Origin of the sequence: Vibrio tubiashii ATCC 19109, assembly GCF_000772105.1 — a bacterium.
In the GTDB taxonomy this organism is placed as follows: Bacteria; Pseudomonadota; Gammaproteobacteria; order Enterobacterales; family Vibrionaceae; genus Vibrio; species Vibrio tubiashii.
In genome coordinates, this window is sequence record NZ_CP009355.1 from 383470 (window position 1) to 408833 (window position 25364).

A 25364-nucleotide genomic window follows, 5' to 3' on the forward strand; every position below is an offset into this window, starting at 1 on the left:
CCACTATCTAGACTATGATTACGTTGAGCAAACAAGGAACGACAATGAAAAATGCACCAATAAACAGTTTGTTAGCTATAGCTTGTTTCGCCGTATGGTCTAGTGCGGCTAATGCAAACGAGCTAACCACACCGATAGTAGATACCAACCAAACCCAATGTTTTGGGCTTAGAAACACATTGAGCTCTTGTCCCTTTTCTTCTGATGACACTTTTGGACAAGACGCTCAATATCAAGGCAATACCCCAAGCTACACCAAAAATAGTAATGGTACTGTAAGTGACAACGTGACGGGTCTTATGTGGACACAGTCAACCGATCTCAATGGCGATGGTAAGATAGATGCGCAAGATAAGCTGAGTTATGACGATGCTATGGATTACGTCGCGTCATTGAATCACGGTGGTTATAGTGATTGGCGCTTACCTTCTATTAAAGAACTCTATTCTTTGATTTTGTTTGATGGTCAAGACCCAAGTGGTGTGAATCAGTCAGGCGCTGTTAAGATGGTCCCATTCCTTGATGCGAGATACTTCGATATGAATGCGGGGGATGTTCATTCAGGCGAAAGGTTGATTGACAGTCAGTTTGTGTCGAGCACCAAGTATGTTTCTACCACCATGAACAAAGATGAAACGGTGTTTGGCGTTAATTTTATTGATGGACGGATTAAGGGTTATGGCATTGCGAGTCCGCGCGGCGGTGACAAAACCTTTTATGTCCTCGCCGTGCGCGGTAACCCAGATTACGGCCTCAACAAATTTGTAGACAATAACAACGGTACCATCACTGATAGTGCAACGAGTCTTATCTGGCAGCAGTCTGATAGCCAGTCGGAGATGGATTTTCCTCAAGCGTTGGCCTACTGTGAAAACCTTGAACTGGCGGGCAGGAGTGACTGGAGGTTACCAAGCGTGAAGGAACTGCAATCTATCGTTGATTACACGCGTTCGCCTGCCACAAGTAACAGCGCGGCAATTGATCCAACTTTCAATACGACTGCGATCACTAGTGAAGCAAAGCGCGAGGATTACGCGAACTACTGGAGTAGCACGACTCACGAAAATATGAGAAACGGCGGGCATGGTGCGTATGTCGCCTTCGGGTCATCCTTAGGTTACATGCGCAATGCTTGGATTGATGTTCATGGTGCGGGTTCTCAGCGTAGTGATCCTAAAACCGGAGACGCGAGTCAATACCCGACTGGACATGGCCCTCAGGGAGACGCGATTCGAATTGATAACATGGTTCGATGTGTAGCTGGTGGTGGTGTCGAATTTATTCAGCAGCCAGCTTTAGTGAAGCGACCAGCAGAAAGTTACCAAAATGGTGGTAGCGCTTCTTCTATGTCGTCAAAAGGCAAACAAAATATGGCTGGTTCGAATAACGGACACTTTTCTCGCATGGATCGAAATGGTGACGGGAAAATCTCTCGCCTTGAAGCAAAAGGCAAGTTGGCAAAAGATTTCAGCCGATTTGATAGAAACAATGATGGCTATTTGACCCAAGCGGAGATGCCAAGCAGAAAATAGCGAGCTTACTTGACCCGTCTATAGCTTTATAGTTTAGAGTTAATGATATCGACTAGAAGCTATGAATGGACGGATGTACAAGATCTCTCAATTAGCAGAGCGGGCGGGTATTTCTCGTACCACTCTGCTTTATTACGAAAAGCTAGGCATTATTAAAGGAGCGAGACAAGCGAACGGCTATCGCTCCTATAGTGACAAAGATCTCCAGCGTTTGCTTTTGCTGCAAAAATTGCAGGCTGGTGGTTTGACGCTGAAAGAGTGTCAGGCTTGTTTAGACGCACAAATCAATCGTGATTTATTGAAAGACAGGCTGAATCAGCTCGATCTAGAAATCTCGCAAAAGCAAAAGTCCCGCGAACTGCTTGCCGCGTTATTAGGCGAAAGTTCTCTTAGCGAGTGGCACGATACCCTCGACCAACTTGCCCCTGATGCGCATTTAGACTGGCTGATCAAACAAGGTTTTGATGAGAAACAGGCTATGCGTTTGAAATGGTTATCAAAAGATATGAATGAACATGATCGCTATATGCGAGACTTTGATCGGGTTTTCAGCCAACTGACGTGTTGGGGACCGGGAAGCCAACAAGATACACGTTCAGCGATTCAGAAACTGCCCTTTTCACCTAAGCATATTTTAGAAATTGGCTGCGGGCAGGGCATTGCGACCCGAACACTGCTAGAGCATACCCAAGCGCACATTACAGCGGTCGATAACGAAGAGTATGCACTAGAGAATATTAATCAAATTATGCAGCAACTCGGTGAAACAAAACGTGTGACTACCGTGTGCGCCAATATGGCGAAACTGCCATTTGAATCTAAGCAGTTTGATCTGATTTGGTGCGAGACCAGTGCTTACATTATGGGAGTTGAGAATGCTTTTAAGGAGTGGCGACATCTCTTGTCCGATGACGGTTATCTAGTGCTGAGTGATTTGATATGGAGTGTAGAGGAGCCATCGTCCGATGCCATGAGATTTTGGCACAAAGAGTACCCCGATATGACCACTGAAGAGACGCGCATTCGGCAAGCAAAGCGAGCTGGATATACGTTAGTAGATTCATTCCCTGTCAGTGATCAAGCTTGGGACAACTACTACCAACCGCTAAAAGCTCGGGTGAATGAGCTCGCGCACGAGTTAGCTGGCTCATCTGCTCTCGCGGATTTGAACCGCGAGATCTCTGCTTATGACAACCGCAATGGTGAGTTCAATTATCAGATATTTATTCTTAAAACAGGGTGAATTTTTTGATCAGTCAGTGTTGACCTGTCTACCGCTTTACAGTTTAAGCTGCGTGCATAAACTTTAAAGAGGAACACACTATGAACTACGGTCTATTTAATCCGAAAGAGACAGACGAACTTATTCAGTTATTCACTAAAACCTTTGGAGACTCTGAAGGCGTAGAGGAAGGAAAAGTTATTGGCACTCTAGTGAACACACTAGTAGAGACGACACCAGAGCAAGACATCGCGATTTTTGTTGCGAGAGATGAACAAAAGATTGTTGCGAGCATTCTATTTACTCGTCTTGCTTTTGCGGAGGAACACGCAAGCTTCTTGATGGCACCGGTAGCGGTTAGCACTGAGTATCAAGGACAGGGTATTGGGCAAGCATTAATCCGTCATGGTTTAGAGGCGATGCGCAGCCAAGGTGTGAAGTTAGCTTTCACATATGGTGACCCAAACTTTTACACTAGAGTAGGTTTCAATCCGACCTCTGAAGAGCAGTTTAAGGCACCGTTAACACTGAGCTTCCCTCATGGTTGGATGGTGCAGACATTATCTTCAGAGATGATTCAAGCGCTTGAAAGTCGCCCAACATGCGTAGAAGGATTTAATAATCCTGCGCTTTGGTAGATACTTAAAGCTGCTCGTCAATCACAGGTTAAGGAACAAGCCATGGAACCACGTGTCAGCATAATTACTTTAGGGGTGCGAGATTTAGAACGCTCATATCAGTTTTATTCCAAGCTAGGTTTTCCTTCCTCCAAAAATCCTGAAGAGGGGATCATCTTTTTCAAAACGGGTGGCGTGTGCTTAGCTTTGTATCCGTTAGATGCATTAGCAAAAGATGTTTCGCCGGATATGGCGGTTGTCAAAGAGGGCTTTAGTGGGGTGACGCTCGCACACAATACCCGTTCAAAGCAGGAAGTGGATGATGTGTTAGCGCTTGCGGTCAGTGCAGGAGCCAAGCTAGAAAAACCAGCACAGGATGTGTTCTGGGGTGGCTACAGCGGTTATTTCTCTGATCCAGATGGTTATTTATGGGAAGTGGCCTACGCCGATTTTTGGCAGTTCAATCAAGACGGCTCACTGGTTATTGAATAGGGGGATTCGTGGAGCTCAAAAGAATACATCATGTTGCGGTTATTTGTTCTGATTACGAGGTTTCAAAACGTTTCTATACCCAAGTTCTGAAGTTAGCCGTTATCGCTGAAAACTACCGCGCCGAGCGGGATTCCTACAAACTTGACCTTGCTTTGCCTGATGGGGGACAGATTGAGTTGTTCTCTTTTCCTAACCCGCCAGCAAGGCCAACCAGTCCAGAAGCGCAGGGTTTAAGGCACTTGGCATTTAGCGTTGATTCGGTAGAGCAGTACGCCGCTTATTTGATGCAGTGTGATGTGGAAGTTGAGCCGATTCGAGTTGATGAGTTTACTGGTAAGCCGTTTACCTTTTTCAAAGATCCTGACGGCTTACCGTTAGAGCTTTATCAAGATTAGCTTAGTAGTTCACGCTGAATGACGGTAAACACACCAGCCTCACGATTGCTTGGCGCCTGAAAGCGTGCAATCTCTTTAATCTTAGGGTGAGCATTATCCATTGCGTATGAATGATAGCTCGCCTTAAGCATCTCTAGATCATTAAGGTAATCACCAAAACTCATGGTTTGCTCGTGAGTAAAGTTGAGCGTGTTTTGTAGGTGCTCGATCGCAGCGCCTTTTGAAGCTTCAGCGTTCATCACGTCGAGCCAGATTTTGGCACTCACAACCACTTGATGGGTCTGACCAAACGCTTGGTCGAAAGTAGGGAAAACCAGCTCTTCTGTACCGTCGAAGTGGCAGATAGCGACCTTGATGAAATCATCATCTACATTAAGCAGATCGTCTACATACTGACACTTGTGGTAATACTTAGCGAACTCCTCAAGCGCTTGCTGATCTTGCGTTTCGATATACGCTGAATGTTTGCCACATAGAACAATTTGCGCGCCAGAAATGCCTCTAGCTGCCTCAATAATTGATTTGATTGAAGGTTTGTCGATCTCACAGCTATACAATTCTTCACCTTTGTGCATCACCAATGTGCCGTTTTCAGCAATGAACATCATGCGATCATTAATTGGTGAGAAGGTCTCCATTAGGCTGTAGTACTGTCGCCCAGAGGCCGCAGCGAAGATAATGCCTTTCTCTTCTATTTGCTGGTATAGATTAAAAAACTCTGGATTGAGTTGGCTATTTTCATCGAGAAGCGTGCCATCCATATCGGTGGCTACGAACTTTATATCAGGTGTCGGCATAGTGGCTAATGTCGTCTCTTCGGACTGTTTGCAAAAACGATAAGTTACCTGACTTTTGTGACGACTCAAGTGTTTTAAATCAATCTACAATGAAATCACCGATAGTGAGTGGCTAATTAAACCTGATGATTCTGTTCTAAAACGGCAAGTGTACTCTCTAAATCAAAGTGGGCAGCAAACTCCTCATTGACGGCTTTGCCACTCAAAATAGAGTTGGCGATATACACCGCACAGGCTGGGCTAAAATCAGACTCCATTAGCTTTTCTGGGTCATCATGGTTTAAGACCCCTTCAATGATGGGCAAAGGAAAGCCCCAAAAGTGCAGTAGATATCCCCCAAGCTGCTCTGATTTGGTTTTAAACAGGTAGTGTTCTAAGTGCGATTTATCGTTGCCTTTGGTTCTAGGATTTAGAAACGCGCTCATTAAATCTGGGGCTATTTTCATTCTGACGTATTCACCAATACGGTGAAGAATACCCACTAGAAAAGTCGTATCTTTGAGATCCGGTTCAACTAAGGTTGAGGCGAGCTTTGCGACTTTAAGGCTGTGCGATTGAATTTTTTCCAATGGCTTGCTCGGTTCATTCATGGAGACAGAATAGACTTCAAGCATGGCGATAATATTGGTAACCACTTGGCCACCTAAACGAGTGATTGCTTCAGAGATACTCTTGATCTCTTTGCGTCCTCTAAAGATGGCATTATTAGATATCTGAATGATCTTAGCGCACATTGCCGGCTCTTCACTAATGAGCTTTGCCACATCATGCATCGAGGAGTTGGGATCCATTAAGGTACGCTTAACATCAAAGAACAGCTTGGGCGCTACTGGCAGCGATGTAATCGTACCAATTGCATTTTGAATCACTCGATCAGGGAACAATTCAAGAATCTCTTCAATACGCTGGACTTCCGCCTTGATGACACTTGGATCGCAAGGTTTCATAAAAGCTTGGTGGGCGAAAAAACCGCCTTTTATTGTGACATCTGGATCCGAATACCCGGACAATGATGCACGTATAATACCTGGGTGCCTTTTACTCACCTCTTCAAGTAGTTCAGCACCGTTCATCTTCGGCATAAGCATGTCTGAGATAATTAAATCGACCTCATGCTCTTCCAGAAACTGCAAAGCCTCTTCACCGCCTTCTGCGGTAAATATTTTCCATCCAGTTCCAAAAAGGGCTCGCTTTAATCCGTTCAGGATCATGCGTTCATCATCAACTAGCAGCAGCTTCATTATCTAGTCTCTCTTCAGTGCCAACGCTCACGTTGTCTAACGGTAGTGAAATTGTAAATGTCGTTCCTTCTCCAACAGTACTGTTGGTACTAATTGCTCCTTTATGTAAATCGACGATAACTGAGTAAGCTAAACTAAGCCCTTGCCCTGTTCCTTTACCAACATCTTTTGTGGTAAAGAAAGGATCGAATATCCGGTCAATAATATTGTTCGGTATACCCGTACCATTGTCTTGGATGCGAATCTGAGCAGTATTTTCCTCGAAATGTGTTGAGACCTTGATCGTGCCCAAAGAGCCGTCTTGGCGACCAAACTTTTCTTCGATTGCGTGAGCCGCATTAATGATGAAGTTAAGCATTACTTGGTTAAATTCATCACGGTAACAAGGAATAGCAGGTAATTTAGAGTCAAAATTGGTCTCTACTTCAGCAACATAGCGCCACTCACCGCGTGCAATGGTAATGGTCGACTCAATGGCTTCAGCAATATCGACTTGGTGCATTTCGTGGTTACTCGAATGTGAGAAAGACTTCATCGCTTTTACGATCCGGCTAATGCGTTGCAGCCCCTCTAAGGACTGATCCAGAGCGAGCGGGATTTCTTCTGCGATAAAGTCCATATCGCCTTCAGCAATTTCGCTTTTAATCTGTGCTTTTAGCGTATCGACAGACTCATCTCCTGACTTTTCAATGGTTTGTGTAATCTGGTTGATGGTGTTTAGACAGGTTTGAAAGGCGTCTTTTAAAAAGATCGTGTTGTCTGAAACATATTGAGTTGGTGTGTTTATCTCGTGAGCGATACCAGCGGCGAGTTGTCCCATTGATTCCAATTTCTGAGCTTGCCTTAACTGCTGTTCAAGTTCCATACGCATCGAAATATCTCGGATAACACAGTTAAACAGTTCCTTCTCTTCATTGCGAATTGAGAGTGCAGAAAGGCTTACTTCTATGGGAAACGAGCGACCATCTTTTTTAATCCCTTCAGTGGTTAGGTTGCTTCGGTGCTCTAAGTCGTTGTTGGCACAATTTCGCAACGAGACTTTATCAAAGGTTGGCATTAGATCTTCGATGTTCTTGTGAACGATCATTTCCTTTTCATACTCGAACATCCTTAATCCCATGTCATTAATGCTATCTATGATGCCTTCTTGATCAACGATAATGACACCGTCGGCAAGGTTGTTCAGGATATCTTGCTCACGCAGCTTACTGGCGACAATGGAATGTTCTGCTCGTTGGAGGCGCTGGTCGACAATAGAAGCGACGAATGTTGCAGCACAGATTAGCAGCACAAATAGAGCCACGATCAAAGCAATATTATGAGCGTCGCTCATATGGTTATGTATGGTTGGAGTATCGGATAAGGCGTAAAAGCTGACTGCGCCCATAGCGGTGTAATGCATACCAGCGACCGATAGACCCATAATAGGAGCTATTAAGGCGCGATGAGTAACGTTCTCTCCATAATGGCGGTTGCGAAGTTTAATCATATAGATTGAGATACAAGCAAACAAAAAAGCAATCAGAATAGAGAGAACAAACCAGACGAAGTCGTAGACCATCAAGGCGTCCATCTGCATCGCTTCCATGCCAAGGTAGTGCATCGAACCAATACCTAGTGCCAAATATAGGGCACTAAGCTGAATATCTAATAGTGAGAATCGTTGACTATAAAGGACTTGAAACGCGAAGTAAGCGCCAACGACTGGTGGGATAAAGGACAACGCGGTTATACCAGGGTGATAGGACATTTGCGCAGGCACCATAAACGCCAACATGCCTGTGAAATGCATTGCCCAGACACCAAGGCCAAATACAATACTGCCAAATAAACGCCACAAGCTGACCGTTTTCGCCTCATTAGAACTCCACATTCGCTCAATGACGATCAAGCAAGAGTAAGCGGCTAAGCTAGAGACCAGAATGGAAAGCAAAACCAAAGAGTAATGAAACTCTCCTTGGAGTAAACTGTAATCCGCTAAGTCAACGGATTTAAATCGCCAAAACTCTACCATAGCCCAACCTGTCCTTTGTTTACGTTGTTAGTTATTTCATTAAGGCGCTGATTAAAAATTCTGCGCTTTCTCTTCACTCTCGGTTTGTTGGTGCTCTTCTGGCTCTATCATGGTTACCCAGACTTCCCCTGCTACCGCTTTGTTCTCTAGGCAGTGGTGCACGATATTCATCAAAGTTTGAGTCACTCTCTGCCCTTTTCTTGCAATAAGTTGATCACGGTTGGTTCGAATCTCCTGCTCAATAATCATGTTGGGATTTAGGAAGCTGACATCGACGAAAATTTTTGGTGGTTCAAAATCGAGCGTCGATTTAAAAGCGCTGAGAATGCTTGGGTCATAAAGGTGATCTTGGTTGTCGAGTTGCTCAACGGCATCAGGGATGGTGTAGCCAGCACTTTCAAGTTTTATATAGTCGCAGACAACCTTAAGCATTCTTGAACCGTAGGGTAAGTCGGTTCCCTCAACGTCATCAATAGGATTACCTTCTCCATTAAAGCCTTTTTCTTGGTAGAGAATAGTTTTAGCGATCCCGCTCATCCTAGGGATTTGTTTGAGTAAATCAGAGGAAAGGCAAGGGTGTTGATCGAAGAGTTGACGATCTTCTTCAGTGACGACTTGTCCACTACCAATATTTTCTAAGGTGCTTTGGGGAAAAATAATAAAGCCGAGTTGAGACAACTGAACCATAGGCTCAAAACTCCAATGAGGTTTTAGGTTAAGCGCTTTACCTAACTGCTGCATATGGAATTGAACTTTATTACTGCGGTCATTGATTTCAGGGCTGACAAGAGAGACAACATCGCTCAGGACATTAATGACGCCCTTTAACGTCTTATTAAGCAGCACTTTTTCTGCAACGATAAGCTCGTATTGCCGAATGGCAGCGTTTATAAATCCTAGTAGTTGTTCCGGTGTACATGGCTTATTAATAAAACGAAATACGTCACCTAAGTTGACGGCATCGACCGCTGTTTGTTGGTCTGCATTACCGGTAAACATCATGCGTACTGTGTCAGGTGACTTTTCTTTTACGGCTTGCAGCAATTGAAGTCCGTTCATGACAGGCATTTGCATATCAGACACAATCACAGCGTACTGCTTCTTGGCGATGAGTTCGAGTGCTTGCTCGCCACTGTTTGCAAGATCAATATCGACATGACTTCTCAAAGTCCGACGAAACGAATTAAGGATGTTCACTTCATCATCGACTAAGAGTACTGGCTTCTTCATTGCTTATACTCATGTAGTTGCACTTAAGGTTAAGTTTAGTACATACAGTGAGTTATCAAGTTCTATTGATAAACATGTAACTCTTGGGGTAATGAAATGAGAGTTTAGCTAGATAAATTATCCTTATGCATCATTTTATTTTGCTGATTGCTGACATTCAGTCGCTTCAAAAAGTTTCGAGAGTAGTGATAGGCTAACGAGGTTTATCAGTTGGGTTCCAATTATGTTTGCGGATTATCTTAAATCAAAGAGAAAAGAACGAAAGTTGACTCAATCTGAACTGGTTTTAAAGTTGAAGCAGTTCCGATTAAATGCCTTTGAGTCGCTTGATAACGTGACAGTAAGCCGTTGGGAGAGAGGGAATACCTCTCCTTCTCGATACAAGCAGTTACTGATTACGCGCTTCTTCAATGACGATCTTTCGGAGTTTTTACTGGCTCAGCACGTTGAAAATGACTTCAAAGAGCTGAGAAAGATTTTCTATGATAGATATGAATCCGTTTACAGTTTCTCGAATCGACTTAAATACGGTGAGCATCAGCCTAACCGCTACCAAGTTAGTGAGTTTGAGTCGCTGTCACAGGGTGAACTCAAGATCTGCCTAAACGAAATAGAAGGTATGCATCAGCAGTTTGGTGTTCCTGATAGTGATATGTTTCGACTTGATTTTGATGATTTGATTGCCGACAAGCGCGGGGAATTTAGAACTTACTTCAATAATGGTGTTAAAGCTGGCCACTATCTCGCGTATTACTTCAGATATGAAGAATTTTGCCAACAAATGGAGCAATCAAACTGCACACCAGATTACAGCAAAACTTGCAATAAAGAGCAGAATAACGATCTGGTTATGTTTAGTAGTAGCCGATTTTTTGAAGCACCTAGCTTGCGCTTATATAACGTTTACCGCGAGGTCGTTACTGCAATTAATAATCCGAACATTCAGTACTTTGCGATGCGAATAGTCACTCAATCTGCATATAACTACTACAGTCATAGAGGCTTTTCCGTAGTTGCATGCGAAGGTGAGGGTGGTGCGGGCGAGTTTATTATCGGCGGAAAGAAATACCGACAAGCAATTATGATGGTGGATATTAATCGCTTGTTGTCATCTGAGTACCTGATAGCTCTGTTCAAACATTATCATCCTATGCGCTCTGAAGCAGAGCAGTTACACAATAGCTTTATCTAAGTTTCATTCCGTTCGCTACAAGACTAAATAAATCCTAAAATATATTTCTCTTTGCAAACTAGGCATTTGGCACGTTGTATATCTATAGCATGCCTATTGTTGTTCTTTGATAAGTGGTTAAAATCTCCGCTTGTTATTTGTTCTATTAACAGAATAAGTATTGCTTATTATTTAATACTGTTATTTATGTCAAATAATGTTATTGGATTCTATAACTAGGAGATTTAAGTGAATAAAATAAAAAAGTCGGCTATTGCCATTGCATTATTGAGCGGAAGCGTGATGAGCAGCGGTGTATTTGCCGCAGATAATTTTGCTAGTATCGCGCAAGCGCAATTAAACTGGCAAGGCGTTGTCGGTGGTTCGTTCTTTTCTAAAGATATCGCACTGACTGGTCAAGGCGGTGGTGACATTATGGATGGCACAATAAAAGTGGCCAACAGCGGTACTTTTAAGTCGTTCAAAGCAATTGTTGTAGAGGCTCATGCAACAATTGATAACGGTGATGGCAGCTACTCGCCTGATCCAAGCACACTTTATGATCAGGATGTGAATTGGAATTTAGTCTCATCAAACGTGAGCTCAACGGGTAACGGTGACTATGATAGCACACGCCTTAAGTTTGCTTTAAATGGTACGGATGTAGTGTCGGGCACACCTTATAAAACAACTGCTGGAGACAACATCGTAGGTGTAACGACAAGTTATACAGATGCCGTCACAGGAGTGGTTCCTGGTGAAACAATCATTGTTACAGCCAACATTACCGCAGAACCAGACGTAGGTAAAATCTAACCTACTTATTACTCAGAACCGATAATACTTTGGCTGTTTTATAAGCTGCAGTTTTGCTGCAGCTTATTGTCATGCTCATGATATATAAAATGAAATATACAATGTTATTTTTATCTTTCTCTTTGGTGAATTTTTCTGCCTGTGCGGAAAATATAACTAAGAGTTTTAATGTCTCTACATATATAGATAAAGGGAAAATATACCCATACACATTAGAGATTCTTCCTGAAGAGTCTAATTTTTTACTTGAGTACGACGAAGAGACAAAAGTATTTTTGGATCATAATGTTCAGTTAGATATTGTTTCAGATATTCCAAATTCTGAATCGTCGATGGGATTTGGATATAACCTAAACTTACTGGAAAATCGCTCTATTTGCCGTCGCAGTAGTGACGATTCGGTCAGTCAGGAAGGATTCATTAACCTTTTGATTGACGGCAATCCGTTTGACCAAACACAGCCTGCTAGTGCTTTGTTATTGTCCCCTTCAACAGAGGCAGGAAACTTAACAGGCCAAGCTATTTTGACGCTTAAAAGCCAGAAAATTAAAGAGACAATGCTGAATTGCTCAGGGTCAATTAGCATTGAGGCAGAGCTATCGCTATGACTTTCAATAATATTTATCGAGCGCTATCGAAAGTCTGTCTATGCTTTCCACTGGCTGTTTTCGCTTCAGAAACGCCATCAGAGTTTCAAGACTTGATCCAATCTGAACGTGCTCAAACCAAGTTTATGATCAACGATAGTGACTCTGTCCTATTAATGGCTGATTTAGGCTACGATAGCGTAAAAGTTGATGAAAATGAAAGAGATGCTCTCCAGAGTTTCCTCTCTAAACAGTATCTAAAATCACACGCGATTCGACATGTGTTGACAGACCTTATGGACGGGGTTTCAACCAGTGAACTTTGTAAAGGATTGAGAGAAAACTGCGTTATTAGCGGCGCTTTACAATATCAATATGTCGTCATCAAAGATAAGGCAACCGTGCGTGTTGTCATTCCGACTTCAGAAATGGCGGAGCGAAAATCGGGTCGCCATTACATTGATGACGCAGTGGATCAAAATGCACTAATGATGCACCACCAGTTCAACGCCAATATGGGCTCTGAGAGTGACATTAATGCTTTTTATAAGAACAAGTCGACATTAGGCGCTTTTGGTGGTTACTTTGTCAGTGATCTCAACGTTAGCAATCATTCTGCATCTGGTAACAATGACCTCTATTTTGATCAGTTAAACTACAACTACGCGAAGGAAGACACCCGCTTTCGTTTCGGCTATACGTCAAGTTCTGTTGACTACTACTGGAACAGCAGCGCGATTCTAGACGCACATACCCAGATAGATGCTGTTAGTTTTGACTTAGGCTCAACGTCTGATTTGATATTCAAAAACCGAGATTCAGATCAAAGGCTCTACTTCTCTATCCCTTCTTCTGGGCGACTTATAGTCACTCGTAGAAATGGTGAACCTGTACTCGAGAAAAATGTAAGTGCTGGTCAGAATTACATTTCATATAGTTCGCTGCCGAAAGGAATTCATGTCCTCAATATTAAAGTTGTCTCTGGTGATAGCGTTATCTATCACGAGGTCAGAAAAATTTACAATGCCACTAAGTATGCACTGAATTCAGGTAGTTTTGACTATCAACTCTCGGCAGGCTCTATGTATAAACAAGATGCTGATGAGGTAGCAACAGATCAGTATGATGTTGAAGAATATCAATACAATGGCTTTGTTCAGGCAAGCATAACAAACCGAATTACTGATCCAGTTTTAATTGGGGGCGATGTGCTGAATACAGCGGAAGATTATTACGCGCGCGCCGCCATTCAAATTGATGTAGATAGAAATCTCGCTGCTAACGCGTTAGCAGGCACCTTTAGTGATGACAGTCGTTATCTTCAATCTGAACTGACGTTAGGTAAAGCCTCTTTTACGTGGAGTAAGTTCACAGACGAGACCAGCCCACTAAAATATGACCTTTCCAACTACCTATATGGTTTTGGCTCTTTTCAGGAGTTTACAGCGAACTATAGCCATCAGTTAGGTTCTGGCAATTTCTACGCTAGCTACTCCAATTACACAAGCGAGAGGGGCGGTACTTATTACGAATTCGGTGATGAAGAAGTATTTGATGATTATAAATCAGTGATGGCTGGCTATACATTTTCGAGCTTATGGCACAGTACTATCGATATCAATACAACCTATTCAGAATCTACCGATGCGCTAAGTGGTGAAATGAATGATGAGTGGATGTTTGGCGTTAACTTCTCTGTACCGTTAGGTACGCATTCATCAATGAATTATGCCGCGAGCACCAGCAGTAATGGGTACCAATACCACCGAGCTACCATCAATCATCAATTTGAGACCGATGATAACGTGTCTCTAAGTGGCGAAGCAGGCTTTAGATATAGTGATAGTGAAGCGATTCCATCTGAGACCATTGGTGAAGCGACTTTGTCTGCGGGATATCACGATCAGCACTTAAGCGGTAGCAGTTACGGTTACTTGGACACAGAAGGTGACTACAACGTATTTGCGGCTTTCTCAGGTTCGACGATAGTGACCAATGACAATACCTATATGACAGATAGAGCGGCTGATAGCTACCTAATCATTGAAAACCTACAGCCTGATCAGGAGCTCCACTCTCTTAGTGACGAAAGCGAATTTGTGAGTGTAGCTCGTATTAAAAGTAACGATGACCCTGCAGGGCAAGTACTCGTCGATGAAGATACGGTGATCTACCCATTTAAACCTTATCGAGAGTACAAAGTCGCATTAGATGAAGCGGCGAGTGATTATCACAATACTGGTGAATCCTATGCGGAATCGAGTAGCTATCCGGGAACCATTCTTAAGTTAGATGTTGATTTGCATAGTGTTAAATCTTACTTGTCAGTATTTACCGATATTGAAGGGAATGCTGTAGATGACGTGAAATGTGAAGGCGCGGGTTGTCTTGATGTTGAAGAACTTTCCCAAGGCGTGTTCAAGTTTAAAATCAGCCAAGGTTTGCCGTACCAGCTTGTCAGTCGCGGACAACGATGCGTTATTCCCCATTCTGATGAGTACGCGAGTTACAACCTAGGTACCAATTTCTGTATGCCTCAGTTTGACTTGGAGGACGGGCAGCAGATAGCGAAAGGGCAAAACAACAAACTCTATTACTATGTTGGAGAGTTCTCCCAATCATCTGTTATCGAGCATTATGAAGAGCAATTAACTAACCAGGATCTTGTGTTTGTTAAAAAGCGAGTTGGAGAGCACACCTTCGTATTTATCGAGGCTCAAGAGCAGCTCGCCAGTAACCAAATTCAATTTATTGATGAATTCAGTGCCTACGCATTGGAAGAGTCAGATCATGTTCCATACGCCTCTCTACAGGAGATATCCAATGAAATTCAATAGCTTGCTATCAGGCTTTATCGCTACGGCCTTCTATTTGTTTGCTGCTAATACTTGGGCTTTTCAAGTAGATACCTTGATGCTAGCTGGTAATGAAAAAGGAAACGGTATGTTTACCGTTTCTAACTCTGAAGAAGAAACTATCTATTTGAAAGCCGAGGTTTTAAAAGTTGTGGTTGAACACAACCAAATAAAAAAAATTCCTCTCAATAAAGATAACTTTATGTTGTGGGATCTTGCTGTTAATCCGGCTAAGGCGATTCTTCACTCAGGCGAGGCGAGCAACTTTTCGGTTCGATATCTGTGCCGCAGAAATTGCGACCGCAGCCATGACAATGTTTATCAGGTCAGATTTACACCAGTGGTTTCTCCTGATGCGGAAAACCAGAATAAACTCGATATCCGTTTTGGAATAGCCCCTTATTACATTGTTCCTGCACTGAAGTCTGATGTGGATTATGACATTAATTTTGATAAACAAAACAAACGGTTAACTGTTAGGAATACAGGTAACACCTTCATCAAAGTTAAAATTGATAGCTGCGATAAATTCAGTATGGATCAAAAAGGATGCCGAGCGCTCTATTACGTTTTAGCAGGGCGCAGTAAAACCATCAAGCTGTCAGACAAACTCTACCGTGAATCACTCAAAGTTATTGTAGGTAACCATGATCAGTCATATAACGAGACCATCACTCTATAAGTTAGCGTTGTGCCTATTCAGTTGCCTGTTGCTACTGCCTTGTGCCGAGGCGACAACGATTAGCGGCCTTGTGAAAGGTGATAGGCTAACTTGGTTCAATGCATACAACCAAAGTGGTTATTTAACGTCGACTAATTGGCAACCACTCTCCGGATTACAGCCAACAGCAGAGTGGGTTCCGGGGACTTTTCTTGGGCAGTCGGTCAGTACAATAAAACTGAGGAACAATGAAACAGGCGAGAGCGTTGATCTTGATTTTCAGGTTGTCGGTATTCAATACAATTTAGGTAAAGCGAGCGCTCACTTCGGTGGCTCAGAGCCTGTTAACGGCAGTTATAAAGTATGTGAAACCGCGATGGGTGAGGGTGGAGTGGTTACACTGGCGGATACAGGCATCGGTTTTTGTATCAATAGTAATACCTATAAAGCGGCGACGGCATTTACCCCCTTTCAATTTGCTAGACCATTAATAAAAACCTCTGACATAGCTCAATCGTTACGTGAAGCGGGAGTAAGCAGTGGGCAATACACCGGGTCAGTCATGATTCGCCCTGCATATGGTTTTCGCTCTCCTACGGGGAGTTGGACATATCGAAGTACCAACGGTGTACCTGTCACATTGTCTATCCGCTACGAGGCGGCAAATTTGGCCAATATTGAAGTCAGCGGAAGTGGGATCATGCCAGCAAAGTATGACCAGAAGAAGTTAACGGCTTCAGGACAAACCGATTACTTAATAACGGCTCATGGCTTTTTTACCAATGGGCTCAAGTTAAGCTTCCCAGAGAATGAAGTTGATGGTTTTAATTTAGCCTATGTTGATGAAGGCAGTGCTAAACCAATTCCATATAGCATCGATTGTAATGCCTGCGAGGATACTTCGCTTGTCAGCAACGGAAAGCTCAACTTAAACAATAGAGAAACGGTCGTAGGTGGAGAAGGGGACACGGTAAGCCTGATGCTTAATGTTCACTACGACAATATTTCTGCAGATGATTTAACGACTGGCAATTACTATGACCAATTTACCGTATATTTTGAAGAAAACCTGTAAGCATTCTCCAGCCATGAGTTTATTGGTGTGTGCACTAGCAGCTTCTCATGGTTTGAAGGCAGAAGAATTAAAGTCATTGGACGATATCTCTTGGCCCGTTGAGTTCGAAAGCAAGGTTTATTTCGGGGACACAACGACATTGGGTATAGATGCCGTTCATAGCTGGGAAGACTTTCGTCTTAAAGCGGGTGGGCAGTTCCATATTGCAGGAGAGACAAACCCAGCACCTAATGGCTATCATCGAAATACCTTTTCCGTAGGTGTGAGTCACCAATTTCAGCTTACGCAGGATCTCAATTTAGAGCTGGGAACAGGCTATGCGTACCGCTCAGCTTTTGTTGACTACGGTTTAAAGTATCAGCTGCTGGGTAATATCACCGCCTTGGCAGGGTATCGCTTTAGCTTTGATAACACGGAGGTGAATAAAGACCAGTTTTACACTGGGCTGAGCATTGCGTTCGATCATTCTAAGACGTGGGAAGAACCGAATACTTCACCACTACAAGTCGAGGTTCCAATAGCAGCTCCTCAATCAGAAAAGCATGATTTAGACAATAAACCGGACAAGCCATTAATAAAGCGACACAAATATACTGTTAAGAAGGGAGATTGGTTAATTAAAGTTGCCAGTAAATATAATATCCCATTATCAAATTTAATAGAAAACAACAAATTCGAAAATATAGACCTAATTTATCCTGGAGATACTATTTATTACCTTAAATAGCAACGTCCTCTAAGGGTTTAAACACACAACAAGGGAGGAAGCTTGGATGGGTAGTCAGTCAGCATGTCTCAAGAGAGGCAGCGAAAAAGAGTTGTTAAACATGCTGAAGATCAAGCACCTGAATCACTTTCATGTTAGGCGAAAAGGGTTTAGCTATTTTTGCTTCTACGATGATGAAAATGAAGGCTTTTCAATGTTTAAGATTAATGATAGCCAGCAAACGGTGAGTAGAATGCTCATCAAAGCAAACTCAATTTCTGAGTTTCTACACTCAGATATCATTAGTGATATTGAAGAATTTAAAAAGAGTTACTTTTAATTACTTAATTTATCTAAATAAGACGAATTATTTTCCTATAAGAGGTAACTCTCTTAATGGGCGGGCTTTTATCGCTTTTTATTTAGGAGATTAATACAAGCTTATTCTGGAATAAGAGAAAGTTATGCGGTTCAACAACAAACGATTATTTGTTTATTTATTGCCACTCATGTTATTTGGATGTGGGGGAGAAACGAATGAGCAGAATGAACAAAGCTCACACCAAGAAGCGGTCAGTTCTCCTGTAGTAACAGATAACTACTCGCAGTTTTTGCTCGATGAGAGCCAGCATGTTGTGTCTTTGGCAGGGCATGTGAGCGATCCTCGGGGATTGCCGTTAACACTAGAACGTGTTGAACCTCTTAGTCAGTCTTGTGGTATGCCAGTTGTAGATAAACATCACTTATCTTTTACGGTCGCTGAGTCTATTCCTGAAACATGTGTATACCGCTATGTGGTTCGAAACCACCCAGAAAATCCGCAATTAGATAAGGAGTCCAGTGCCGAAAGCGTGGTGTTACTCAGTAACGAAACAGATTCTTCGCTAATTCCCCCGATATCGAAGTCTGTAAAAGTAGATTCTGAATTAACCATTGCTCTTAGGCAGGAGCTGGGCTCCACTTATCCTGATGGCTACACATTAAACCAAGATGTTGTGCTGCTCGGAGACGGAGTGGCGAGTGCGGATGTTAGTTCGGATACGATCTTATACCAAGCAAGCAGCACACCCGGAGATACCCGTTTGATTTACTCATTGTCGAGCGACGATGGTAACAATGTGAAAGCGGGTTATGTCGATATTGCCGTTTCTTCAGAGGGTAACAGTATGCCTATTGCGGAAAACATCGCGGGGCCAGAATCGTTATACCCAAACACAAATATTACGATAGACGTGAGTGGCTCGGTTAGTGATCCTGACGGCGACTCGCTGCAACTAACCGACGTGTATGCCTATAACGCTAATGTCGCGATTACCGATCCGCTTGATGTTAACAACACAAAGTTTAACTTCTTGGCTTCTCAACCTGGTAATTACAGCGTGACTTACTATGTGTCGGATCATAGAGGCGGATACGCCGTAGCCGTGGTACGTATTGTGGTGTCTGAGCCGCCTCTTCCTTGGAACGATATTGTGCTAGCGAGCGGTGCTCGTTATACAGCGCCGTGGGAGAAAAGTAGTGCCGATATCGCGGGTATTTACTATCAGGGAACCGAGCCTGAAGTCGTCAATGGGACAGAATATCTCATTCCTCTGTTTAGCGCGGATGCGGCTCAAGCTTTATGCCAGTCTAGAGGTATGGCATTGCCGAGCTTAGAGCAGATGAAAGCGCTATTTCAAGCACGACCTGATGTCGCGAACTCTGATCATTGGCCTACCTCTGTAGCGTATTGGAGTTCCAGTAAATCCACCGCTAATCAGCAGTACGGTTTTAATATGAGTAGCGGTGCTAAGATTCTATTACCGACATCAAACCCCTTAATCGTTACCTGTGTTTATCCTGGTGAGCTCTCAACTTTAGTGAGTAAAGACAACGCTTATCAAACCGAGCTCGCTGATGGCGATTTCAACACAGTGGAAGCGTATGCCAAGCAGACAGATGGTTCTCCTATTTCCGGGCAGCGTATTTATGCGTTTAGTGATGACGAAAACCTAAGCTTCGAAAGCCAATCAGCCCTAACGGATAGTGAAGGCAAGGCCTCTTTTAAAGTGCGTAGTGCGCTAAGTGGTGAGTTCGATGTCTTGGTTAACTACTACTCACAGTCAAAGTCGGCATTGGTGCACTTTATCGACGACTTAGTGCTAAGCATTTCTCTTTCTGGTCCTGAGTTTTTGACGCTAGGCGAAGATGAACAGCTAGAAGCAACAGGATCGTTTGAATCAGGCACTAGCAAGAACATCACGCAAGAGGTGGCTTGGCATTTTACTCAACAAGGTGTGCTATCAGTTAATGATAAGGGGATTGCCCATGCCGCATCTCCGGGAGTTACCCAAGTGACGGCTCAGCAAGATGCAGCTACTTCTAACTCAATGGAGGTTCGGGTTCCATTAGAGGTAGAGGCAGACTCATTTGTTCGAGGTGGAAGCTATAGTAAAACTAACTTTGGGAGTAGCACTGTGCTTGAACTGAAATCAGATCAAGTACAGAGCTATGACCGAAGAGCGGTGTTGAAATTCGATCTACACCAATGGGTTGGAAGTCGGCAAGGAAGGGCGATACTAAGGGTTTGCCTAAGGGGAATGAACGTTGATTATCAACGAAGCATTACTGTTTCAAGGTTGGCATCTAGTGACTGGACGGAAAGCAATATCACTTGGGCGACTATTCCAAATGTTGATTTAAAAGGAAGTAGCACTCTTGTTAGCCACGATGACGTGAATCATTGGATCGAGTGGGATGTTACTGAGTTGGTCAGTTCCGCACCTTCCAATGGGATCTTATCATTGGTATTAGATGACTTTGGTGCTGCTGGTTCAAAATCCAATGTGAACTTTTTTAGCAAAGAAGGCGGCTTCCCACCGCAACTGATTTTTCAACCTTAATGATTACCCCGCTATATCGGTCTGAAGACTGATCATTTTTGACTCCATTAATGCACGGAATTTCCAATGAAACGAAGTTTTTCATCTGTTTTGCTGTCTACAATATTACTGCTTCATGGCTGTGGTGGTGAAGGTGGTAGTGAACCCCAAAGCGTCACAGATATTGATAATATTAGTTCGCCTATAGCTGTAGAGAACTTTGCTCAACTCTCTTTGCAAGATGGAGCCAGTCATGAGGTTTCACTTAAAAACAGCGTCAGTGACCCTGCCGGATTACCATTAAGCTTAGAATCGGTGACATCTTTAAGCAGTGACTGTGAAGACCCGAAGTTTGATTCACAGGCCATGAGTTTTCAGGTTGATAAGAGCACACCAGAGACCTGTTTGTATCAATATGTGGTTCAAAACCACTCAGATACTCCGCAGTTTGATAAAACTGTGTCGAGTCGCAGCTACGTTTTATTAAGCGAAACGATGACATCTTCGGTAATTCCACCTCTGTCTGAGGTTGCTCAAGTCAATGATAGTTTATCAATTTCGCTTGAGGAAAAACTCGCGACTAGTTTTCCAGCAAACTATGGGCTTGATGAACAGATTGTAGTACTTGGTGATGGAAGCGCCTCTGCTGATGTCTCAACCAATACGATTCAATTCCAAGCAGGTTCTGAAGTCGGGGTGTCAAGGCTGATCTATTCCATGACCAGCGTTGAGGGTAATAATGTAAAGGTAGGTTACATAGATATCGCCGTATCAGAGAGACTGGATGGCATGCCAACTGCGGAAAACTTTTCTGGACCAGAAGACCTACTGCCTGAGTCGACAATTACGATTGACGTGGCTGAGCATATCCAAGACCCTGATGGCGACATACTGCAATTAACAGAGGTCTACAGCTATAACGCTCAGGTATTCGTTGCCGATGAAAATGACCCCTCGAATACGCGTTTTACATTTTCGGCTAAAACCCCCGGCTCTTATGATGTCAGCTATTATGTGACAGACCATAATGGAGGCTTTGCGGTTGCTACAGTTCGCCTCACGGTCGCTGAGCTTGCCAAGCCTTGGCAGGATATTGTCTTAGCCAATAGCCAGAGATACACAGCGCCTTGGGAAGAACAGAGTGCTGATGTCTCACAGCTGTACTACCAAGGCATAGAAACGGAAGCTATCAATGGCACGGATTACGACATCACTCTGTTTGACCACAATACTGCCAGTTCACTGTGCTTAAGCCGTGGAATGGTGCTGCCGACCAGCGAGCAAATGGAGGCTCTGTTTACTGCGAAGCCTGATATTGCTAGCAGCGATCATTGGCCTGTTGTCGCCCGTTATTGGACATCCTCATCACAAGCGGCAAGCAGCTACCAAGCGATTGATATGAGTACGGGTGTGCTTACCGCTTCCAGTTCAATAACACCACTTATTGCAACGTGCGTGTATCCGGGTGATTTATCCGCTCAAGTCATTAAAGATAAGGCCTATATTACCCATCATGGTGAAGGGGACTTCGATCAAGTTCAAGCTAAGGTAGTTGGTAAAGACGGCGCACCACTTATCAATCAGCAGGTTTATGCCTATGCAGACAGTCGTGCCTTGCACTTTGACCATCAAGGTAGCTTAACCGACGCAAGTGGTCTGGCTACATTCAATGTCAGTAGTGGTACAAAAGGGCCGTTCAACGTATTTGTAAACTACTACTCACAAACGCTAGAGACAGTCGCCAATTTTATTGATGATACTCTGACAGAGATAATGGTTTCTGGTCAGCAAACTCTATATCAAGGAGGTAGCGCTAGTTTGCAGGCGATAGGCTCCTATCAATCAGGATACAGTGAAGATATCACCAATCAGTCAAACTGGCAGTCCAGCGAAAGCTCAACGGTAACTGTCAATCAGCAAGGGGAAATTAATGCGCTTAAAGTTGGTATGGCTGCGGTCAGCGCAAGTTTAAGTGGGGCTCACTCAAATGGTTTACTGATCACGGTAAAACCTTTGCTGACTGCATTGGTTGTGGAACCCGATTCGTTAGAGATTAAAGTCGGTGCTAGCAAACAATTAGTCGCCACGGCGCATTATAGTGATGGTTCATCCAAGCTTGTTACTAACTCAACAGATTGGAGCTCTACTGATAGTAATAAAGCGTACGTAGATAGTAATGGCGTTGTAAAAGGAAAAGCCGCAGGTACCGTTACTATTCATGCGTCATTTAAGGATGGAGAAGTTACCCAAACAGCAACGGTTTATCCGGTTAATGTATTTACAAACCAGCTACGTATTTCACCGACCAGTGCGAGTGTTCTACCGGGGGAAAGACAGTATTTCAAGCTTGAATATCTAGATGATGACCATAACTGGGTGGGTGTTACCAGCTCTGGTACTTGGAGCAACTCTGGAGCAACTTACTCAAAGAATAAAGGAGAGGTGATTGGTTTTGGTAACGGGGATGGGACGGTAACGGCGAAATACAATGGCCTGTCTGTAAGTGCCTCAATGGTTTCCTCTGGCATACCCCCATTACATGGTCCTGCAACTTGGAAAAAAGCAGATGAAGTTTGTAAGGATTACAATGGCTATTACGGCCCATATAGTGGCAACAAGTCTCCCACAGGCTTGACACACGGAGGTAAAGTAGTGCACAACCATGAAAACAAACATCTATGGACAAACTATTACGTCACTGGCACGAACAATGGCGTCACGTATATAGAGAAAAATGGGAAATGGGTAAAAGGACCTAATTACGATAAGAGTACAAAGCTGTATTTTCATTGTTTCGGAGAAGATACCGAATCCGGTGTATAAGCATATGAAACGCCTCCATTAGGGAGGCGTTCTACTATAAGCTCGTTATTTTCCCACAAACGCCACAATAACCTTGTCCTCACCAAGTGTTCGAGAGAACACATAGGCATTGTCATTGTCTATTGGCTGATGTTTGCCCGCACCAATTGCAGGGTGGTTGTGGCGGAACTGACCAACGGTTTGCCAGTGAGAAAGTAAGGCTTTACTTTTATCGTCGAGCTGCCAGACCATATCGGAACGAGTCCCTTGGTGGAAATCGTCTGCGTATGGGCCAAGCTCTCGACCGACTTCATCACCATAGTACACTTGAATAGCACCAGGGCTTAGGAGCAGGGCATTAGCGGCGTTACGCTGCATGTCGAAAGATTTAAAGCGGTTGAAGAACAGCTCTGTGTCGTGGGATGACATATAGCTGACAGGGGTATAGTCAGGGGCAGATTGCATTGAATCGGCGTAGTTCTGGTAGACGTCTTGCATCTGGCTAAAGCAGGCTGCGCCTTTATCGAGTTTCTTCTGCATATCAAAGTTGATCAGCGCATCGAAACCTTGATCCGCATACGGTGAGCGGTAAGCCGAGTGCCCCCATACTTCACCCATCATCCAGAACGGTTGCCCAGACTTACCATTTTCACTGCGCCACTGCTCTAGGTTCTCGCTTGCGGCTTGTTTTAGTTTAAGCCAAACGTCCCCTTCAACATGTTTTACTGTATCGACTCTGAAACCATCAATACCAAAACGTTTTACCCAGTCCGACTGCCACTCAACCAAGTAATCAGCCACTGTGTAGTCAGGTTTAGCGACAACGCGGGTATCTGGGTTGTCGAGAAGCCACTTAGGAGGTGTAACTGGTTTTGTTGATTCAGTAATAAAGTCTGGTAAGCCTGCTAAGTTCATTGTGGTGTCGCTGCTACCGGGTTGTGTATAGCCCGGTAAACCTGCGCGAACCCAATCTGGGCCCCACCAGTTTTGCCACTGCTTGCTTTGATAGTCGATGGCGCTATTGAAACTGTGCCAGTTTTGACCTTCTTCAGGAGTCCATTTTGCCCACTGCTCTGGCATTTTCGAACGATCGACCACCTCTAGGTTATCAAACTGCATATCTGCAAGTGTGCCATAACCCGCATGATTAACGACGGCGTCGAGTAGGATCTTAATGCCGCGTTTGTGTGCTTCCTCAACCAAGGTTTTCAGGTCTTGTTCGTTACCAAAGTTTTGGTCGATTTTAGTGAAGTCCCGTGTCCAGTAGCCGTGGTAAGAATAGAATGGGAAGCTGCCACTTTCGCCGCCACCAACAAATCCATGTACTTGCTCAACAATCGGAGAGAGCCAAATCGCGTCTGTACCTAGGCTCTTTATATAATCGAGCTTTTCAATCACGCCTTTTAGGTCGCCACCGTGGAAGGTACCAACTTCCTGTTTGCCGTCTTTCTGTCGACTGTAACTCTGATCATTGCTGGTATCTCCATTGTTGAATCGGTCGACCATCACAAAGTAAATATTGGCGTTCTTATAGCTAAATTCGGGCTTATCAATAGGACTCGTTGGCTCAAGTAGAACTAGACCGCCGCTGTGTTTCGACGGTGTGATGGTGACCGAGCCATTTTCAACAGTCACAACTTGCCCGCTTAACGCATCTTTAAGCTCTTCGCCATCGGTGAATGTATCGCCTAGATTCAAGGTAACTTCTTCACCAGAGTACTTTTCGCATTTTACATCAGGGATAGGTCGGCTGAATGTCTGTTTGCTCTTCTTTGCTTCACGCGCAATGGTCAGCGTGTTGTTCTCTTTATCGAAGGCAAACGAGTAGTCGCCACCGAAACGGACTTTCAGTGGCAGGACGGTATCTTCTCCGCAGTTAAGTGACAAAGGTCGACGAAATCTGACTTTCTGACCTTCAACCACAGGGCAGTTGCCATCAATCCCCGATACGGTAAGTTGATACGTTTCTTTACTCAGTGTCATGAGCGCGGGTTCAGAGGCTGATAGTGGGACATCGCGACTGGTGGTTGTTGTGGATAAAGTTAAAGTTGGACTCGCTACTACAGGTACGCTTAATAAAGCTAAGAGCATGATTGGGTTGGGTTTAAACAGACTATTCACGTTACATCCTTGAGGTTATTATTTTTTTACCCCACTACCCTAACTGAGCTTCGAACACACGACATCATTCCCAGCGTCTACGCCTTAAACAAAGATGTTCATCACATTCCTTATTGCTAGGGGAGGAGTAAGGATTATTGATAGCGTCGATAGAAGTTGATCTTGGTTC

At 43.8% G+C, this 25364-nt stretch carries 20 protein-coding genes; 15 read left to right on the top strand and 5 right to left on the bottom strand.

The genetic code is table 11. The features are described 5' to 3' along the window. Positions 1 to 44 precede the first annotated feature (44 nt). The 5 genes from IX91_RS16890 (at position 45) to gloA2 (ending at position 4258) form a co-directional block, all read left to right on the top strand. Positions 45 to 1532: an Lcl domain-containing protein gene (locus tag IX91_RS16890; RefSeq protein ID WP_004747694.1), complete on the top strand. Its 1488-nt coding sequence runs from the start codon at positions 45 to 47 to the stop codon at positions 1530 to 1532. Between the two features lie 73 nt (positions 1533 to 1605). Continuing rightward, positions 1606 to 2775 (top strand): MerR family transcriptional regulator, encoded by a 1170-nt coding sequence (locus IX91_RS16895; protein ID WP_004747695.1) that lies wholly within the window; start codon positions 1606 to 1608, stop codon positions 2773 to 2775. An 80-nt stretch (positions 2776 to 2855) separates the two neighbouring features. Then, positions 2856 to 3392 carry a GNAT family N-acetyltransferase gene (locus IX91_RS16900; RefSeq protein ID WP_004747697.1) on the top strand — a complete coding sequence of 179 codons (537 nt, stop codon included), beginning with the start codon at positions 2856 to 2858 and terminating at the stop codon, positions 3390 to 3392. A gap of 42 nt (positions 3393 to 3434) precedes the next feature. Further along, a complete protein-coding gene (locus IX91_RS16905; protein WP_004747698.1) occupies positions 3435 to 3863 on the top strand; it encodes a VOC family protein in 429 nt (142 codons plus the stop codon). An 8-nt stretch (positions 3864 to 3871) separates the two neighbouring features. Continuing rightward, the gene (gene gloA2, locus IX91_RS16910) at positions 3872 to 4258 is read left to right on the top strand and encodes an SMU1112c/YaeR family gloxylase I-like metalloprotein (protein ID WP_004747699.1); all 387 of its coding nucleotides are present in this window, start codon (positions 3872 to 3874) and stop codon (positions 4256 to 4258) included. On the opposite strand, the gene IX91_RS16915 is transcribed toward gloA2, so the two are convergent. From IX91_RS16915 to IX91_RS16930, 4 genes are all read right to left on the bottom strand, one after another. Continuing rightward, positions 4255 to 5055, bottom strand: a complete 801-nt coding sequence (locus IX91_RS16915) for a Cof-type HAD-IIB family hydrolase (protein ID WP_004747701.1) — start codon at positions 5053 to 5055, stop codon at positions 4255 to 4257. The two genes, gloA2 and IX91_RS16915, sit on opposite strands and share 4 nt — an antisense overlap. A 116-nt stretch (positions 5056 to 5171) precedes the next feature. Next, positions 5172 to 6296 (bottom strand): HDOD domain-containing protein, encoded by a 1125-nt coding sequence (locus IX91_RS16920; protein WP_004747702.1) that lies wholly within the window; start codon positions 6294 to 6296, stop codon positions 5172 to 5174. Beyond that, positions 6277 to 8310 carry an MHYT domain-containing protein gene (locus IX91_RS16925; RefSeq protein ID WP_004747703.1) on the bottom strand — a complete coding sequence of 678 codons (2034 nt, stop codon included), beginning with the start codon at positions 8308 to 8310 and terminating at the stop codon, positions 6277 to 6279. Before IX91_RS16925 ends, IX91_RS16920 begins: the two co-directional genes overlap by 20 nt. Positions 8311 to 8361: 51 nt before the next feature. Next, complete coding sequence (locus IX91_RS16930; RefSeq protein WP_004747706.1) at positions 8362 to 9540, bottom strand: HD domain-containing phosphohydrolase; 1179 nt, start codon at positions 9538 to 9540, stop codon at positions 8362 to 8364. Positions 9541 to 9805: 265 nt separating this feature from the next. Between IX91_RS16930 and IX91_RS16935 the strand changes: the two genes are divergently transcribed. The 10 genes from IX91_RS16935 to IX91_RS16980 all read left to right on the top strand — a co-directional run bounded on the left by IX91_RS16935 (position 9806) and on the right by IX91_RS16980 (position 23095). Next, a complete protein-coding gene (locus IX91_RS16935; protein ID WP_236642946.1) occupies positions 9806 to 10732 on the top strand; it encodes an XRE family transcriptional regulator in 927 nt (308 codons plus the stop codon). 228 nt (positions 10733 to 10960) lie between these two features. Next, on the top strand, positions 10961 to 11527 hold the full coding sequence (locus IX91_RS16940) for a hypothetical protein (RefSeq protein WP_004747710.1): 567 nt from the start codon (positions 10961 to 10963) through the stop codon (positions 11525 to 11527). An 89-nt stretch (positions 11528 to 11616) separates the two neighbouring features. Next, positions 11617 to 12135, top strand: a complete 519-nt coding sequence (locus IX91_RS16945) for a hypothetical protein (RefSeq protein WP_236642948.1) — start codon at positions 11617 to 11619, stop codon at positions 12133 to 12135. Further along, positions 12132 to 14951 (top strand): CS1-pili formation C-terminal domain-containing protein, encoded by a 2820-nt coding sequence (locus tag IX91_RS16950; protein ID WP_004747713.1) that lies wholly within the window; start codon positions 12132 to 12134, stop codon positions 14949 to 14951. Before IX91_RS16945 ends, IX91_RS16950 begins: the two co-directional genes overlap by 4 nt. After that, on the top strand, positions 14938 to 15651 hold the full coding sequence (locus IX91_RS16955; protein WP_004747716.1) for a fimbrial biogenesis chaperone: 714 nt from the start codon (positions 14938 to 14940) through the stop codon (positions 15649 to 15651). The genes IX91_RS16950 and IX91_RS16955 overlap by 14 nt, the downstream gene beginning before the upstream one ends. Then, positions 15617 to 16705, top strand: a complete 1089-nt coding sequence (locus tag IX91_RS16960; protein ID WP_236642950.1) for a hypothetical protein — start codon at positions 15617 to 15619, stop codon at positions 16703 to 16705. The genes IX91_RS16955 and IX91_RS16960 overlap by 35 nt, the downstream gene beginning before the upstream one ends. Further along, complete coding sequence (locus tag IX91_RS16965) at positions 16668 to 17432, top strand: LysM peptidoglycan-binding domain-containing protein (protein WP_236642952.1); 765 nt, start codon at positions 16668 to 16670, stop codon at positions 17430 to 17432. The genes IX91_RS16960 and IX91_RS16965 overlap by 38 nt, the downstream gene beginning before the upstream one ends. A gap of 100 nt (positions 17433 to 17532) precedes the next feature. Further along, positions 17533 to 17751 (top strand): hypothetical protein, encoded by a 219-nt coding sequence (locus IX91_RS16970; RefSeq protein ID WP_236642954.1) that lies wholly within the window; start codon positions 17533 to 17535, stop codon positions 17749 to 17751. A 124-nt stretch (positions 17752 to 17875) separates the two neighbouring features. Beyond that, positions 17876 to 20293, top strand: a complete 2418-nt coding sequence (locus tag IX91_RS16975; protein ID WP_004747722.1) for a CBM96 family carbohydrate-binding protein — start codon at positions 17876 to 17878, stop codon at positions 20291 to 20293. Positions 20294 to 20359: 66 nt separating this feature from the next. Then, the gene (locus IX91_RS16980; RefSeq protein WP_004747723.1) at positions 20360 to 23095 is read left to right on the top strand and encodes an Ig-like domain-containing protein; all 2736 of its coding nucleotides are present in this window, start codon (positions 20360 to 20362) and stop codon (positions 23093 to 23095) included. Between the two features lie 45 nt (positions 23096 to 23140). Here the strand turns inward: IX91_RS16980 and IX91_RS16985 are convergent, their stop codons facing one another. Next, positions 23141 to 25165: an alpha-amylase gene (locus IX91_RS16985; RefSeq protein ID WP_038197272.1), complete on the bottom strand. Its 2025-nt coding sequence runs from the start codon at positions 25163 to 25165 to the stop codon at positions 23141 to 23143. Between the last annotated feature and the right edge of the window lie 199 nt (positions 25166 to 25364).

What these genes read in the sequence shown, in the direction of transcription:
- IX91_RS16890 (WP_004747694.1), top strand. Translation starts at nt 45, where the DNA reads ATGAAAAATGCACCAATAAACAGTTTGTTAGCTATAGCTTGTTTCGCC.
- IX91_RS16895 (WP_004747695.1), top strand. Translation starts at nt 1,606, where the DNA reads ATGTACAAGATCTCTCAATTAGCAGAGCGGGCGGGTATTTCTCGTACC.
- IX91_RS16900 (WP_004747697.1), top strand. Translation starts at nt 2,856, where the DNA reads ATGAACTACGGTCTATTTAATCCGAAAGAGACAGACGAACTTATTCAG.
- IX91_RS16905 (WP_004747698.1), top strand. Translation starts at nt 3,435, where the DNA reads ATGGAACCACGTGTCAGCATAATTACTTTAGGGGTGCGAGATTTAGAA.
- IX91_RS16915 (WP_004747701.1), bottom strand. Translation starts at nt 5,055, where the DNA reads ATGCCGACACCTGATATAAAGTTCGTAGCCACCGATATGGATGGCACG.
- IX91_RS16920 (WP_004747702.1), bottom strand. Translation starts at nt 6,296, where the DNA reads ATGAAGCTGCTGCTAGTTGATGATGAACGCATGATCCTGAACGGATTA.
- IX91_RS16925 (WP_004747703.1), bottom strand. Translation starts at nt 8,310, where the DNA reads ATGGTAGAGTTTTGGCGATTTAAATCCGTTGACTTAGCGGATTACAGT.
- IX91_RS16930 (WP_004747706.1), bottom strand. Translation starts at nt 9,540, where the DNA reads ATGAAGAAGCCAGTACTCTTAGTCGATGATGAAGTGAACATCCTTAAT.
- IX91_RS16945 (WP_236642948.1), top strand. Translation starts at nt 11,617, where the DNA reads ATGAAATATACAATGTTATTTTTATCTTTCTCTTTGGTGAATTTTTCT.
- IX91_RS16950 (WP_004747713.1), top strand. Translation starts at nt 12,132, where the DNA reads ATGACTTTCAATAATATTTATCGAGCGCTATCGAAAGTCTGTCTATGC.
- IX91_RS16955 (WP_004747716.1), top strand. Translation starts at nt 14,938, where the DNA reads ATGAAATTCAATAGCTTGCTATCAGGCTTTATCGCTACGGCCTTCTAT.
- IX91_RS16960 (WP_236642950.1), top strand. Translation starts at nt 15,617, where the DNA reads ATGATCAGTCATATAACGAGACCATCACTCTATAAGTTAGCGTTGTGC.
- IX91_RS16965 (WP_236642952.1), top strand. Translation starts at nt 16,668, where the DNA reads ATGACCAATTTACCGTATATTTTGAAGAAAACCTGTAAGCATTCTCCA.
- IX91_RS16970 (WP_236642954.1), top strand. Translation starts at nt 17,533, where the DNA reads ATGCTGAAGATCAAGCACCTGAATCACTTTCATGTTAGGCGAAAAGGG.
- IX91_RS16975 (WP_004747722.1), top strand. Translation starts at nt 17,876, where the DNA reads ATGCGGTTCAACAACAAACGATTATTTGTTTATTTATTGCCACTCATG.
- IX91_RS16980 (WP_004747723.1), top strand. Translation starts at nt 20,360, where the DNA reads ATGAAACGAAGTTTTTCATCTGTTTTGCTGTCTACAATATTACTGCTT.
- IX91_RS16985 (WP_038197272.1), bottom strand. Translation starts at nt 25,165, where the DNA reads ATGCTCTTAGCTTTATTAAGCGTACCTGTAGTAGCGAGTCCAACTTTA.